Origin of the sequence: Shewanella putrefaciens, assembly GCF_016406325.1 — a bacterium.
Taxonomy (GTDB): Bacteria; Pseudomonadota; Gammaproteobacteria; order Enterobacterales; family Shewanellaceae; genus Shewanella; species Shewanella putrefaciens.
Genome location: NZ_CP066370.1, coordinates 2,845,230 through 2,861,202 on the forward strand (window position 1 = coordinate 2,845,230; position 15,973 = coordinate 2,861,202).

Genomic DNA, 15,973 nt, shown 5'->3' on the forward strand with positions numbered 1-15,973 from the left:
ACGATGAAATCCTATTTAACACCTTTGGCGCTGCTAGTGAGTTCAGTATTCTCGACAGTGGCTTATGCCGAAACTCAGCTGTTTGTAACAACCTCCTCGACTCAAGATGCACAACTGCATATCGTTTATCCTACTGGCATTCGTATTGGGCAAGCAGTGCAAGATGGATTACAACAACTGCCTCTCTATAATAAAACGAATAACAAAGAGGTTATGCCTATTTACTGGTTAGGCGCAGCCTTAGTGGATCTTGAAAATACCGCACTATTAGAAACTAAACGCCAACAAGTACTCTCTCAGCTCGCGCAGATGGGAGAAGCTACGAATGATAGTCGCTACATTACTAAGCTTGCCCAATTAGCGCAGTTTTTACGTGGCATTAAGCTGGGGCAGCGAGTGATGCAACCCTTAGATATTGATGCGATTCGTATTACCGAGTCTTATAACGCCATTATCGAGGGTAAATATCAACTCGTTCTCCCCCCTCGTCCCAGCACGATTACACTTGTTGGCGCTGTCACTCAAACAGGCAATATGCCATGGCAGAGCCAAACAAGCAGTAAAGATTACCTAAAACAAGCAGGTTTACTCGAGAACGCAGAAACCAGCTTTGTTTGGATTATTCAACCCGATGGCAACGCAATTAGACAACCTATCGCCTATTGGAATTACCAAGCACAGGATATCGCCCCTGGTGCAACACTTTTTGTTGAGTTTTCAAGCCTATTTGATGGCTACGCCAATTTAAATGAAAACATCATTGAATTACTCAAGAATCGGACTCTGTAATGAAAAAGCCTAGCCATTCCATCCATACCTTAGGCCGTTTATCTGCGCTTTCGCTGGCACTCTTGCCACTGTTACATGCCTCCGCTGATGAATTTGCTTATCCAACGCTGTTACCCTCGCAATCGGATTTTGGTGGCGTTGGCTTAATGCAAATGCCCACAGGTCGCATGGCCGCTGAGGGTGAATTTAATTTTTCGACCACATATAACGATGAATATCAACACTATACTGCATCAGTGCAATTGTTTCCTTGGTTTGAAACCACAGTACGATACACCTTAGTGCACGACTTGCTTTATAGCAACGATCCCAATTTTAGTGGTAACACTAAATACACGGATAAAGGCATAGACTTTAAAGTCCGGCTACTTGAAGAAAGTTACTGGCTACCAGAAACATCTATCGGTGTACGTGACTTTGGCGGCACAGGATTATTTGATGGCGAATTTATTGCCGCCACAAAAAGAGTCGGCCCATTAGATTTTACGCTGGGTATTGGCTGGGGCTATATCGGAAATAGCGGTAATTTAACCTCGGATAAAAAAGATCTTAACTATAACTGTGACCGAGACACTTCCTATGGTGGTAAGGGCGGTGAAGTCGATTATCAGCGTTGGTTTAAAGGCTGTGCAGCACTCTTTGGTGGTGTGGAATACCAAACCCCTTGGGATCCCCTTAGGGTAAAAGTGGAATATGACGCCAACGATTACGAGTCTGACTTTCCCGTCGTACGGGGCGGTATAGATATGACTCAGGACAGCAAGTTTAACTACGGCTTACTGTATCGTTTTGGTAACTGGGGAGATCTGCATTTAAGCTATGAGCGCGGTAATACTTGGACGCTCGGCTTTAGCTTGCAGACGAACTTTAATACCTTAACGCAAATTAAACGCGATCCTGCTGCGGCTAAATATAAACCGCTACCCGCAGCACCTATGACCCAAGCGCAATTAGCACAGACGGAAGATACCCCATCAAGCGTAGCCTCAATTGATACTGCTTCATATCAAGAGAGCAATACGGACAACATTCAAGCAGATACGGCCCTAAACGTTGATAGCACAGTGAATACTGCATCTCTATCAACCGCTGCAACAGAAACGACTGACTGGAATAAGGTTGCGCAGGATCTGCAACGAATTGCAGGCTATAACAATGCAAAAATTTATCTTGCAGCAGATAGAATCACAGTTGTTGGTGAACAGACTAAGTTTCGCGATAGAAGCGAGGCTCACCACAGAGCAGCGACAATACTCGCCAACAATAGCGCCCTATCCCAAATTAAAGAATATCGTCTGATTGAAACCCATTACAGTCAACCGATTACAGAAACCCGTATCGATGCTGAAAAATTTGCCAAAGTGGCCAATTTTGCATATCTCAACGCAAAAGTGAGTGATGCAAGCCAAGTCAGTGTACCGAGTGCCCCCCAAGGCACTCTCGTGACCCAAACAAACACAGACTGGCTAGACAAACTGGGATTTGATGTTTCTCCCACTATGGTGCAATCCTTCGGAGGCTCTGAAGGCTTCTATATGTTTAATATTGGCGTAACGGGTAGCGCAAATTATAAGTTTACCGATAACTTTGAATTTGGCGGTTCTCTTTACCTCAACTTATACGATAACTACGATAAGTTTTTATACGATGTGCCACCAGATGGTACTGACTTAAAACGTGTTAGAACGCTGATCCGTCAATACGTTCATGATAACCCTGTAAGGATGAATAACCTTCAACTCACTTGGATGGACAATCTTAGCGATAATGTCTCCTACCAAGCCTATGGTGGTTATTTAGAGATGATGTATGGCGGTGTCGGAACCGAATTTATGTATCGCCCACTCAATAGTCAATGGGCCTTTGGTATCGATGTCAACTATGTAAAACAACGGGATCCAGACAATATGTTTGGTTTCTTTAAAGACGAACATCAGTTTGACCCTCTCATCGGCCGAGCCTATAGAGTACAAACAGGCGCAATGACTGGGCATGCTACGGTTTATTATCAACCCGAGTGGTTCCCTAATACTTTACTCAGGGTAAGTGCTGGACAATATCTCACTGAAGATAAAGGTGTCACCGTTGATTTATCAAAACAATTTGATAGCGGAGTGATTGTAGGGGCCTTTGCCACTAAAACAAACCTATCTGCAGATGAGTATGGTGAAGGCAGTTTTACCAAAGGCTTCTATATCTCGGTTCCATTTGATCTGATGACCATTAAGTCAACTCACAGTCGTGCTTTCCTCTCTTGGATACCGCTGACGCGAGATGGAGGTCAAATGCTTGGGCGTAAATATAATCTATTTGATGTTACAGATGCCCGTGCACCTTGGTACACCAAACCGAGCACTGAAAAATAGCGTGCAATTAGCAACCTAATTGTTATTTCTAAGTATGACCATATAATGGCAGGAACCGTTATCTAGACGGAACCTGCCATTATATTAAGCGCTTATATAACCCATTCAATACCATCTTCTTCCCTCTAAACATCATCCTCACCTCTACATGTCATCCTCGCGAACGACTGCATGGATGCAGGAGGTAGAATAACGCAGGAGCAGTTATCGATGAGGGGATCCAGCTTTTGGCTTTTGAGTTACTCGCTTTTAGAACTCCCAAGGACATTACTGTGGATTCCCGCCTTCGCGGGAATGACGAAGGAGCCTGTGAATAGCAAAGCCGTCATCCTCGCGCATGTGGGGATCCAGCTTTTGGCTTTTGAGTCACTTGGTTTTAAAACACCAAAGACGTTACTGTGGATTCCCGCCTGCGCGGGAATGACGAAGGAGCCTGTGAATAACAAAGTCGTCATCCTCGCGAACGACTGCATGGTCAAGTTTGTTCCATACAAAATATGACATTCCCACCTTCCATGGTGGTCAGATGAAGGAGGTAGAACGCTTTATTAGAAAGAATACAGGGAGCAGTTATCGATGCGGGGATCCAACGATGACGGTGTACCATAAATCTTCCCACTTGGGATTTTGTGAATTAATCAAATTAATTTTCCACTCACGGCGCCATTTTTTTAGTTGTTTCTCACGACAAATAGCATCGTACATGGAGGCATGAACTTCAAAATAAACTAACTGATCGACTTTGTATTTATGGGTAAATCCATCAACAATAGCGTTTTTATGCTGCCATATTCGCTGTTCTAAATGGCTTGTCACACCAATATACAAAGTACCATTAAATTGGCTAGCCATAATGTATACATAGGGTTGCATAATTCATCCTTGAGTAGTGACAATCCATTTATACGTGATTTAAATAATAACTCAAAAACTGGATCCCTCCTGTGTAGAAATGGTAGAAGTGCTAGATTCTCACATGTTCTGGAATAAAGAATATGCGTAATTCCCACCAGTGCGGGAATGACATAGGGAACACTAAATCGTCATCCTCGCGAACGACTGCATGGTCAAGTTTGTTCCGTACAAAATATGACATTCCCACCTTCCATGGTGGTCAGACGAAGGAGGTAGAACGCTTTATTAGAAAAAGTGCAGGGAGCTGTTATCGATGCGGGGATCCAGCTTTTAGTTTTTAAGTCACTCGCTTTTAAAACACCCAAAGACGTTACTGTGGATTCCCGCCTTCACGGGAATGACATAAGGCGTTAGATTCAAACCTGCGCGGGAATGACGAAGGAGTCTGTGAATAGCAAAGCCGTCATCCTCGCGCATGCGGGGATCCAGCTTTTGGTTTTTAAGTCACTCGCTTTTAAAAAAACAAAGACGTTACTGTGGATTCCCGCCTTCGCGGGAATGACATAAGGTGCTAGATTCCCACCTTCGCGGGAATTACATAAGGTGCTAGATTCCCACCTGCGTGGGAATGACATAAGGTGCTAAATTCCCACCTTCGCAGGAATGACGTAAGAGCTAGATTTAAACCTTCGTGGGAACGACGTAGGCGCTAGATTCCAGCCTTAGTGTGAATGACAAAGGTTCTGAATTTATGCCTACATAGAAATAGCGAGGGATCTTACAATAAGTGCTTTAACTTTACTCCTCTGGGAGCTGCATTTCGATTTTTACACCTTGGTTTGGAGCCGAAATAAGCGAGATACGGCCATTAAGTTTTTGAGTGACAAGATTATGAATAATAGACATCCCTAAACCTGTACCACCCGATTGCTTCGCTGTCGTAAAAAAAGGTTCAAAGGCTCTTGCTTTAATATCATCAGACATTCCAACACCACTATCCTGATAGATGATATTGATAGTAGAACTGGTTTTATCTGCCTCAACGATGATCTGTTTCTCCCCCGTAAAATTATCAGGGAAACCATGGCGAAAACTATTAGACACTAAATTAGTAAAAATCTGAGCTATCGCCCCTGGGTAAGAATAAAGATAAATACCATCATCAACATTAATCGTTAAGCTAATACTTTTTTTACGCATTAAGGGTTTTAATGAGCTAAAAACCTGCAAAATATACGCTTTTAAATTAAATCGTTCCCGCTCCCAAATAGATTGATCCGCAGCCGTTCGTTTAAAGTTGTGCACTAACTCTGCTGCCCGCGCAAGATTACGATCAACAAGAGACAAGCCGTCTTGCATTGTAGTCATAAAATTTAAAAATTTTTCCTGATCGAGTTCATTAGATTCAAAGAATCTCTTAAGTAAGGCAAGCTCATCTAAACAATGAGTCACTGACGTCACCGCTATCCCTAGAGGGGTATTCACTTCATGGGCAACCCCTGCCACTAAACTGCCTAATGCTGCCATTTTTTCTTTTTCAATCAAATGATTTTGCGTCGCGCTTAAATGAGCTAAAGCGGCTTCTAGCTCCTGTGTCCGCAGTTCAAGATCTGCATTGACCACTTTTAACTGCCGTTGATAATCTAGACGGTCCCTTGCGCTTATCGATCGGGCAAATATTTCCGCCAAAGTCGACACAAACGCTTTGTCATCTGGCATCCATTCGCGAGGCTCGCCTTGATGTTCAATACAAATAATCCCTACCATTTTTCCATGGTATCGTATTGGACTCGTTAAAATGGCGCTGATGTTATTAGTGATAAAATAAGTTGTGGTTAACTCTTGGCTCGCTAAATCCAGTTGCCTATGATCTAGCACTATCGTTCGCTCGGTATCTAATAAGTCAAAATAATGGGGATATTGCACACGAGCCAGTGTCAAGGTTTGCTCTAATTGGGGATGATGGCTCAGATAAAAACACGATATCGATTGCCTATCTTCACTCAATAACCAAATACCTACCCGCTTAACATTCAGCCCTTTACAAACAGAAGATACAATCAACTGCGCAGCCACAGTTAAGTCTCCTTTATCAATCAAAGGGGACTGACTAACATCAAATAAAATCCTGTCAAACATGCGTGTCATGATTGCTCATCCTGTTAGCACTAGTAGGGCAAGTCTCTTTATTACTAATTTGCTTAGGTATGACGGGTTAAATTCGCCAAATATTAACATTTTTAAAAACGTCACAATCACACCATACAATCAACAAGACATTGCTTTCAGTATAGATTCAATCCAACAACTGGTTTGATTTAAAGGATAAAAAACGGCTAACGACCAAAAATACCGCATCAACACCATAACATTTAAGTATCAAGATAAAATCAATACGCCTATATAAGACACAATACTTTTCCTGCCATAACATTAAGGTGCTGTGAATTTGGCTTGGTAAAGGTTGCCGAGTATGATGGTCGTTCATATTCTAAGTTTGAACTGATAGGTTGGAGCCAACATGAAACAATCACTTTTAGGTATCGCCCTTTTAGCACTCTTTACCACTGCATGCACAGATCCTGCGCCTAAACCAACAGACACCACACCAGCCCAAACTGAATCCGCGGCAAATACTCCTACAGGGGATACAAGTCAAAACTCACTCGATTGGCCCGGCAATTACGAAGGCGTACTTCCCTGTGCCAGTTGTGAAGGTATTGAAACGCATATCAGCCTAAAGGCCGATAATAGCTTTGAACTTAAAAGCATTTATTTAGGCAAAGATGAGAAGATTTTTAAAGTGACAGGTACCGCAGTATGGGATGCGCAAGGGCAAAAAATAACCTTGGCCGATGGTACTCAGTATCTCGTTGGTGAGAACCAACTCATCATGCTAGACACTGAAGGTAAACGTATCACTGGCGAATTAGCCACTAATTACGTGCTGAAAAAGAAGAGCGAATAAGCAGTAATCTCAATCTAGCGTTGGCGATAAATTTTTGTATTCATAATCCCCATATATTACGCGGCATTTTAACTCTGATGCCGCAAGCCATTACCGAAACCTTACGCCGCCATACTCGAGAACGACTGCATGGTCAATTTTGTTCCATACAAAATATGACATTCCCCCCCTCCATGGTGGTCAGATGTAGGAGGTTGAACGCTTTATTAGAAAGAGTGCAGGGAGCAGTGATCGATGCGGAGATTCAGCTTTTGGCATTTAAGTCACCCACTTTTACCGTACCCAAAGACGTTACTGTGGATTCCCGCCTTCGCGGGAATGACGAAGGAGTTAGAGAGTTACTGTGGATTTCCTCCGCCTACGCGGGAATGACGAAGGAGTTAGAGAGTTACTGTGGATTTCCTCCGCCTACGCGGGAATGACGAAGGTGCATAGGAATAACAAAGAGGAAAGCATCTTTGCGCTTAACAGCGCAAACAAGGGCCTACAAGTCTTAAACCGTTAAAACAAAAATGCCAATTCAAATGAATTGGCATTAAGAAATACACTAAAGAAATAAACTAATCTTTACGAACCCAAGTCAAGATTTGCCACACATTAGATAACGCCCAGTTATAGCAGGCAAAAATACCTAAAAAAGCGACAAACATAATCCACTCTGGGACTTGTGAGAGTTCAGCCCAAATCCCAACGATGGCAAGTAAAAGTGAAGCGAATGAAATTCTAATCAGGGTTTGCTTGCGATTATAACCTGCTCGCTCAAAGATATGATGTAAGTGATCGCGATCAGGACTAAACGGCGATATCCCCTTTTTCACTCTTCTATACATAATCGCAGTCATATCCATTAACGGTATTGCAATTAAGTACAAAGCTGTTACGGGCGAAAACACTGCGACATTAGGCTGAGTACCAACTACCAACATCCAAACCACAGTTAAACCGATTAACATACTACCGGCATCACCCATAAAGATTTTGTTGAAAGAAGGAAACGGCCACCTTAGATTAAAAAGCAAGTAACCCATAATCGCGCCAATAAATAGCAAGGGAAGCATAAACCAATTATTCCCTGCCCAATAAAACAAAAAAGCTAAAGCTGCAAAGGTGACGATGCTTAACATTCCTGCCAAACCATCTATACCATCAACCATATTGAAGGAATTGATTGCCCCAATTACAGCTAAAATGGTCACGAAAATACCTATATAGCCTAATTTAAACTCAAAAAAATGCAGGATATGACCAAATGACGTTAAGTATAATCCCGCACCAAAAATCAAAATTGACGCAGTGATAACCTGCGCAGTCATTCTCACCCGCACAGAAAGATCATATTTATCATCAAGTACGCCAAGAAAAAGGATTAACGCAGCAGAGATAAGATATAGATTAAAAACTTGGCTTTGTTCTATCACTATGCTCGAAACGAGTAACACACTGCAGTAGATAGAAATACCACCAATCAAAGGGATGGCGCCAACATGTAACTTACGCTCATTGGGTAAATCGACCAAACCGACCTTCTGAGCAATAGGATTAAATACTTTAATTGCAATACAGGTTAAACAAAATACAGTAAAAAGGGGTATGAGGTATTCCATAGATCTCTTCCTTAAGTCAAATACATCATGATTAAAGATGAATTTAATCACATTTAATTTCAAAAAAATGACATGGGATTATAGCAGTCTACGCTAAAACAGATAAGCCCATAACGATCTTAAAAGGCCAGTTAAAGTTAACTCCTTAAATAGTCTTAGTAAATTTAACATCTCTACGTAAAAATGCAGTAATGCGCCATATGTTATTCATTAAAGAAAAATACAGAGCAAACACAGCCAAAAATACAAAAAACATCATACTTTCACTAACTTTAGTCAACTCAGACCAAATGCCGATAGCAGCCATCCCCCCTGCTGCACTGCAGATTACTAACAGCGATAAATGGGATGACATCCCCAACCTTTGGCAAATATGGTGCAAATGCTCGCGGTCAGGTTTAAAAGGCGATTGGCCTTTACGAATACGACGGATCATAATGCACACCATATCCATCAACGGCAACGCAATTAACCAAAGTGCGGTCACAGGGCGAAGTGCAGTAGCTCGCTCACCTTGGCTTGCCACAATCAATAACCAAATCACCGTAAAGCCGATAAAAATACTCCCCGCATCCCCCATAAACACTTTAAAACGCCGCCCGAACGGAAAACCTAAATTTAACATGATATAAGGCAGCATAGCAGTAACGAGCAGCGCACAAAAAGTAGCAAAACCCTGCATGCCATTAAAATAAAACAGAATGCCTAAGCCCCCAAAAGTAACAGAGGCTAATCCCCCCAATAAACCATCAATACCGTCAACCATATTAAACGCATTGATTGCACCGATAACTGCAAAAACCGTTAACAATATGCTGATAAGCTCGGGTAAATGTATCGCCTCACTCCCCATCAAATAACCTAAGTTATGTAAACTGCGCTCACCGAGCACAATCATCAGCATCGAAACCGCAGCTTGGACAACAAGGCGAAACTTAAAACTGATATCATAACGGTCATCAATTGCCCCTATGACCACAAGAATAAAAGCGCATCCTGCATACAATTGTGGTGCCAGCAATAATTCAGGGGTTAGGAACAAGGCAAGTATTATCGTAAAGAAAATAGAAATCCCTCCAACAAGCGGGATCTGGCCTTTATGATGCTTACGCTCGTTCGGCTTATCAACCAATCCGATCCTTTGAGCAACCTTGCGAAATACAAACAAACTGATAAAAGAAACTAAAAAAACAAATAAAACAGCGATATTTGTTGACATAAAAACCACTTAAAAATATGCAAAAAAGGAAAATGCAGCGAGGCCATTGGCCTTCTAAAAGCGAGGGCGTTTCACGGCTAAAGCGCCGCTAGATTATATCGCCGTCATCCTCGTGAATACAAGGATCCGGCTTTTAGATTCTAGAGTCACGAAGTAATGTCCTAGCAGCGCTTTTGCTACACTCTAGAAGCCGCTTACGGCGTCCTTTAGCCACAAAGTGGCGTTTCCCATCAATCATTTCCAAACAAGTCGCGGGTATACACCTTGTCTGCAACATCCACCAATTCCTTAGCCATCCGGTTTGAAACAATCACATCAGCGATAGCTTTAAAGGCAGTTAAATCGGTCACTACGCGAGAATGGAAAAACTCTTTCTCTTTAAGAACAGGTTCATAGACGATGACTTCGATGCCTTTAGCTTTAAGGCGCTTCATTATCCCTTGAATGCTTGAAGCTCTAAAGTTGTCCGAACCAGATTTCATAATTAGGCGATAAATGCCCACCACCTTAGGATTACGGCTTAAAATGGAGTCAGCAATAAAATCCTTACGAGTGGTGTTAGACTCCACAATCGCACCAATAATGCTATTTGGCACATCGGCATAGTTTGCCCTTAACTGCTTAGTATCTTTGGGTAAACAGTAACCACCATAACCAAAGGATGGATTGTTATAATGATTTCCGATACGCGGATCTAAACACACCCCTTCAATAATCTGGCGTGAATCTAATCCATGAGTTTCTGCATAAGTATCTAGCTCATTAAAATAAGCTACACGCATCGCAAGATAAGTATTAGAGAATAATTTAACCGCTTCGGCCTCAGTCGAGTCAGTAAATAACACCTCAATATCTTGTTTAACTGCGCCTTGCACTAATAAATCAGCAAATACTTTGGCGCGCTCGCTGCGTTCACCGACAATAATGCGCGATGGATGCAAATTATCGTAAAGCGCCCTACCCTCACGTAAAAACTCTGGCGAAAATAGAATATTATCGCAATGATATTTTTGCTTAACCTTGGCAGTAAAGCCTACTGGCACGGTTGATTTGATCACCATCACCGCATTAGGGTTGATGCCAATAACATCTTGAATGACCGACTCAACAGAGGAAGTATTAAAATAATTGGTTTTTGGGTCATAATCAGTAGGTGTAGCAATAATCACAAAATCAGCATTTTGATAAGCTAACTGTTTGTCCAAAGTAGCAGTTAAATTTAGCTCACGATGAGTTAAAAACTCTTCAATTTCATTATCTACAATCGGAGACCGTTTGTTATTAATGGATTCCACTTTTTCAGCAATCACATCAACAGCAATAACTTGATGGTATTGGGCTAATAAAACAGCATTAGAAAGGCCTACATAGCCAGTACCAGCAATAGCGATTTTCATTATTTATATCCTAATCCGCACGAGCTATTTTAAATTGCTCACGAAAAATACTACTCAAAATTTCGTCATTCCCTGAAACACCGTGATTCCCTAACCACTGTCATTCACAAGAGTACTGTCATTCCCGCGCAGGCGGGAATCCATTTCGGCACTCGTCAAATTAGTTATTTTACGTGATACGTAAAGTACGACATAAAATCCGTCTTAGTTTTTAAATTGTTAAAATTATTCAAATAGAATATTTAACTAACTTAAATCTTATAATAACTGCGATACCATGCCACAAACTCAGCAACGCCTTCTTTTACACCAACTTTAGGTTGATATCCTGTTGCAGCAAATAAGTCTTGGGTATCTGCATAAGTTTGATACACATCGCCAGGCTGCATTTCACGAAAATGCTTTTTCGCTACAATACCTAATTCATCTTCAATAGCTCTAATAAAGTCCATTAAATTAATTGGCGAACCATGCCCAATGTTATACACCGCATAAGGCGCAGAGCTACTTGCTGGTGTACCCGTTTCTACCGTCCAAGTCTCATTTCGTGTAGGAATAACATCCGCAATACGAATAACCCCTTCGACAATATCATCAACATGAGTAAAGTCACGCCACATATCACCGTTGTTATTTATATCAATGGTTTCACCTTCTAAAATCTTTTTGGTGAAAATAAATGGTGCCATATCGGGGCGGCCCCAAGCGCCATAAACAGTAAAAAACCGTAACCCAGTGGTCGGAATATTGTAAAGATGAGAATAGCTGTGCGCCATTAACTCATTGGCTTTTTTGGTGGCAGCGTAAAGTGACACGGGATGATCAACACTGTGAGAAGTAGCAAATGGTGTTTTACTATTCAAACCGTAGACTGAACTAGAAGATGCATAGACTAAATGTTTTACTCTTGTTTGACGACATCCCTCAAGAATATTTAAATGACCAACTAAGTTTGAATCGGCGTAAGCGTGAGGATTCTCAATTGAATAACGTACTCCGGCTTGCGCCGCTAAGTGAATTACTCGATCAAATTGCTCTTTTTCAAATAATTTAGCTACACTATTACGATCGGCAATATCCAAGTCGACGAGTGTAAAATTTGCGTGTTTGATACGATCGAGTCGCGCCTCTTTCAAAGCAACATCATAGTAAGCATTAAAATTATCTACACCAACAACCTGATGATCTTTTATTATTAGCTGCTCAATAACCGCACTACCGATAAAACCCGCTGCGCCGGTTACTAAATACTTCATTTTTAATCCTTAGTCAGAACCGAGTAGATCGCACTTGTAGGGGGTGTCTTTCATTAGCGACAACTTGATAGTACAGGGCTAATAAAACAGCGTTTGAGAGACCAACATACCCAGTATCGACAGTGGTGATTTAATATAAAAACCTATTTATGCAGAATTGAGTAGTATCCATTTATTATTTTTATAGCAATTACACTTGCGTCATACCTGTTAACAACATCGTCAACAAACTCTCTTTTTAATCTATACGGATAAGATTCAAACCTGGCAATAAAATTTACAATTTCATCAAGATCATTAGAAATCAGACATTGATCACTACCATCTAAAATGTCTTTTACGTCGCCTACATCGAATGAGACTATTGGTAAACCAGTAAAGATAGCTTCTTTTACTACTTGGGGCGACCCCTCTCTCTTTGACGTTAAAAGTAAAAGATCATTATCAAAATAAGCATCTCTTATTGCATCCCTATTCATATCCTCAAAATATACTGAACAAACCTCTATCCCTATTAAACTTAATCGCGTAGTAACGTTAACAAAATCGTTATAATTTTTTTCAGGCCTAGACCTTGATGATGGAAATATTAATCTCACCCTTTTTTCAGTTTTAGTTATACATTCATTTTTATAATAAAAAAACTTAGAATCAACACCGCAAGGTATAAATAGAATTTCTTTTCTTTTATTTACACCCCACAAATATGAACACTGCTCTGATGACACAAGAATTAAAGCGTCGGAGAAAAAAGCAACTACATTTGTAATTAAATTGACTATTTTACCTCCCATTAAATCCGAACCATGACATGTCAAAAAAACTTTAGGTCTTAAATATAAAATAAAAATAAACAAAGGAAACAAAGATAATCCTGACAATCCAAAATGGATGTGAATTATATCTACCCTTTTCTTCAACAACTCTTTAACCAGCTTTAAATTACAAAAAAAATACTTTAAAAAACCATACTTATTAAAATCATCAATATTAAAAACACTATGAGTAAAATTTTTATCAGCCTTACTGACAGATAACACTTGCTCCTGCACAAAGATTCCTTTTTGACTTTTCTCTGATGGATACATATTTGTAAGCCAAAGTACGTGAAACTTTTTTTCATCTGAAATCACAATATGTCCTTCAAAATATCACTACTTTTAAAAAAAGACACTTTTGAATAAGGTTGACGTTCAAAATAATTAACAGCGATATCAATTGCCGTATAAATTTCATTTACATCCCAACAAACAAAAGCATACCTTTTTTCTTCAATAAACCTTGCCAAATCTGCTTGATGTTTATCTTTTCTTTCCAAATTTGGAACTACAATAATTTTCTTTGTAATGCTTGTATTTTCAAGAAGACGATACACATTTCCAGCTCCTGCATGCGTGATTATTATCTCACATTTATTAACGTATGACTCTATATTATCAACATATTCAAACTTTTCACAATCACAATTAATTTCAATATTCTTTATACTTGGAGACTGAATAATGAACGAATTTAAGCCAAATGATACAGAATCATTGATAACAGCATAGACTAACGTATCAAACCTAGTGGTACCGGTAGTAAGTAAAATTGTAGATTTCATAATCTTCCACTATAAACTGATTTAGGATATAGTAATTTCAACTCTTCATTTTGGATATAAAAAATATCAGCAAAAAAATAACCGACCCTACCTGAAATAGATTTTGAATAAAATCTAGACCACGTTTCAATGTATATCAGCTTTATATTAAATGGCTTACAAAATACGAAGAAAAATAAAAAAATCAAAGGCCCTGTTGATATAACAACATTAGGTCTTACTTTCAACAAAATTATCAAACTTAGTATTAGATTGTATATGCCAGCAAAAAAACTATAACAGAATGATACAAACCTCCCTTTATCTTCTTTTAGTCGCATAGGGAAAACAATGAACGTTTTTGAACAATTTAATTTCTTTCTTTTTTCATTGTCAGTAACAGCATAAAAATTAGCACTAAGAGAAGGTGTATCAATTAGTGATTTAAGGCGACGCATCTGTTCGGCATGGCCTCCCTCACCATAAATCAATAAAACTTTCGCAACCATTTAATTATCGCCTCGCCAATATTTTACTATGATTTATAATTAACAAAAGTGTGATGACTTTCAAAACACCAAATCCATCTACAAATATATTCCCCTTATATTGAAATATAAAAAAAGATAACAATACAGATATATATAGAACATCTATATTTTTTATTACAGCATTAAACATGTTCCTTAAAATGTAAAAATTTAGCAAATAAATAAATGTAAAAAAAGAATAGAAAGCCAAAGAGAAATATAGTCCCATATACAACAACAAACGCATATAACCCGCATCAACATGCATATAATAAGAGCCATCTTGATTCACATACTTCCAATCCCCCCAATAAAAAGTATTATCAGAAGGTCTGAAATAATAATTTTCTATTGTATCTGAAGAATTTGTTCTCAATTCACCATAGTGTACAAAATTATAAAACGGTTCCAGAGCCCATTTTAATAAAATATTATTTGATAACAACTCTTCATTTGTTACACAAAAATATATTAAAGTAAAAGCTGAAAACAAAGAAAAAACGATCCAAGGGAGGATTTTTTTAAAAAAATATTTATTTGATAAATTAGTCAAAAAAAAGATTATAAAACCAATACAAATCAATACTAACGAACTTCTTGATGCAAGCATAGAACTGATAAAGATAGTAATCAATATTATACATCTGCTTAATGAGAATTTTCTCTCTTCATAATATGAGACTAATGCCACTAAAAAAAATAAACCTTGCATTATCCCTACAGTATAATTAGCAAACCCTGTCAAGCCAACATATCTATATTCATAATAGCTACTAATAAGTGAATTTGTAATAGTAATTGATTTATATAAGTTATTCCATTCAGGTATCAACAACATACTAAACATCATCACAGCCTGAATAAATCCAACATTAATAATGACATTTAAAATATTTTGAATATTGAACCTAAGGTAAGAGAACAAGACAGTCAAAGAGAAAGCAACAAGAGTGACATCTAAAAAATAGAGTATGACATATAGAGGAAAGGTAAAATTATCAGCATCACTTATTACTGAAAATAGAAGTAGTGACAAACCAAAATATAAAAAAACAGATGAAATTATTAAAGGATAAATAAAATCAGATAATACATACCTTGCTGCACTAGAAAAAAACAAAGTGAATATAAAAAACAAAAGAAATAATAACCAAATCAATTTTGAGGTATCAATAGGTAAAAATACAAACTTAGCAGAATAAAAATAGAAAGCTAAAAAAAATGACAATAAATACTCTACAACCAACTTTTTTCTAAATTTAATATTCATACACAAACCACATTAAAATTGACAGCTTTCAAAACTGCACCCCTCTAACTTTGACTGTTTTAAATTAATATTAGATACGCCGAAATTAAATCAAGAGCATTCTAATTACACCAACCATACATTATAAGCCGCCTTGA

The 15,973-nt window shown here is 38.9% G+C and carries 14 protein-coding genes; 4 read left to right on the forward strand and 10 right to left on the reverse strand.

All coding sequences use genetic code 11. The features are described from left to right. Window positions 1-3 precede the first annotated feature (3 nt). The 3 genes from JEZ96_RS12665 to JEZ96_RS12675 all read left to right on the forward strand — a co-directional run bounded on the left by JEZ96_RS12665 (window position 4) and on the right by JEZ96_RS12675 (window position 3,656). Window positions 4-789, forward strand: a complete 786-nt coding sequence (locus JEZ96_RS12665; protein WP_025008760.1) for a capsule biosynthesis GfcC family protein — start codon at window positions 4-6, stop codon at window positions 787-789. Further along, a complete protein-coding gene (locus tag JEZ96_RS12670) occupies window positions 789-3,155 on the forward strand; it encodes a YjbH domain-containing protein (RefSeq protein ID WP_025008759.1) in 2,367 nt (788 codons plus the stop codon). Before JEZ96_RS12665 ends, JEZ96_RS12670 begins: the two co-directional genes overlap by 1 nt. A 210-nt stretch (window positions 3,156-3,365) precedes the next feature. Then, window positions 3,366-3,656, forward strand: a complete 291-nt coding sequence (locus JEZ96_RS12675; protein WP_025008758.1) for a hypothetical protein — start codon at window positions 3,366-3,368, stop codon at window positions 3,654-3,656. Between the two features lie 69 nt (window positions 3,657-3,725). Here JEZ96_RS12675 and JEZ96_RS12680 read toward each other — a convergent pair whose 3' ends face one another. Further along, complete coding sequence (locus JEZ96_RS12680) at window positions 3,726-4,028, reverse strand: GIY-YIG nuclease family protein (protein WP_011788823.1); 303 nt, start codon at window positions 4,026-4,028, stop codon at window positions 3,726-3,728. Between the two features lie 780 nt (window positions 4,029-4,808). Beyond that, on the reverse strand, window positions 4,809-6,158 hold the full coding sequence (locus JEZ96_RS12685; protein WP_025008819.1) for a GAF domain-containing sensor histidine kinase: 1,350 nt from the start codon (window positions 6,156-6,158) through the stop codon (window positions 4,809-4,811). Between the two features lie 373 nt (window positions 6,159-6,531). Here JEZ96_RS12685 and JEZ96_RS12690 point away from each other — a divergent pair, with 373 nt between their 5' ends. Continuing rightward, a complete protein-coding gene (locus JEZ96_RS12690; RefSeq protein WP_025008820.1) occupies window positions 6,532-6,978 on the forward strand; it encodes a copper resistance protein NlpE in 447 nt (148 codons plus the stop codon). 560 nt (window positions 6,979-7,538) lie between these two features. Here the strand turns inward: JEZ96_RS12690 and wecA (JEZ96_RS12695) are convergent. From wecA (JEZ96_RS12695) to JEZ96_RS12730, 8 genes are all read right to left on the reverse strand, one after another. Next, window positions 7,539-8,582, reverse strand: a complete 1,044-nt coding sequence (gene wecA, locus JEZ96_RS12695) for a UDP-N-acetylglucosamine--undecaprenyl-phosphate N-acetylglucosaminephosphotransferase (RefSeq protein WP_025008822.1) — start codon at window positions 8,580-8,582, stop codon at window positions 7,539-7,541. A gap of 145 nt (window positions 8,583-8,727) precedes the next feature. Next, complete coding sequence (wecA, locus tag JEZ96_RS12700; RefSeq protein ID WP_025008823.1) at window positions 8,728-9,801, reverse strand: UDP-N-acetylglucosamine--undecaprenyl-phosphate N-acetylglucosaminephosphotransferase; 1,074 nt, start codon at window positions 9,799-9,801, stop codon at window positions 8,728-8,730. Between the two features lie 230 nt (window positions 9,802-10,031). Then, window positions 10,032-11,198: a nucleotide sugar dehydrogenase gene (locus tag JEZ96_RS12705; RefSeq protein ID WP_128090288.1), complete on the reverse strand. Its 1,167-nt coding sequence runs from the start codon at window positions 11,196-11,198 to the stop codon at window positions 10,032-10,034. Window positions 11,199-11,449: 251 nt separating this feature from the next. Beyond that, on the reverse strand, window positions 11,450-12,454 hold the full coding sequence (locus JEZ96_RS12710) for an NAD-dependent epimerase (RefSeq protein WP_025008825.1): 1,005 nt from the start codon (window positions 12,452-12,454) through the stop codon (window positions 11,450-11,452). Between the two features lie 143 nt (window positions 12,455-12,597). Continuing rightward, complete coding sequence (locus tag JEZ96_RS12715; RefSeq protein ID WP_025008826.1) at window positions 12,598-13,587, reverse strand: glycosyltransferase; 990 nt, start codon at window positions 13,585-13,587, stop codon at window positions 12,598-12,600. Then, a complete protein-coding gene (pssE, locus tag JEZ96_RS12720; protein ID WP_025008827.1) occupies window positions 13,584-14,057 on the reverse strand; it encodes a PssE/Cps14G family polysaccharide biosynthesis glycosyltransferase in 474 nt (157 codons plus the stop codon). Before pssE ends, JEZ96_RS12715 begins: the two co-directional genes overlap by 4 nt. Next, the gene (gene pssD / locus JEZ96_RS12725) at window positions 14,054-14,545 is read right to left on the reverse strand and encodes a PssD/Cps14F family polysaccharide biosynthesis glycosyltransferase (protein WP_025008828.1); all 492 of its coding nucleotides are present in this window, start codon (window positions 14,543-14,545) and stop codon (window positions 14,054-14,056) included. The genes pssE and pssD overlap by 4 nt, the downstream gene beginning before the upstream one ends. Window positions 14,546-14,549: 4 nt before the next feature. Next, the gene (locus JEZ96_RS12730) at window positions 14,550-15,836 is read right to left on the reverse strand and encodes a hypothetical protein (protein WP_061783243.1); all 1,287 of its coding nucleotides are present in this window, start codon (window positions 15,834-15,836) and stop codon (window positions 14,550-14,552) included. Window positions 15,837-15,973 lie beyond the last annotated feature (137 nt).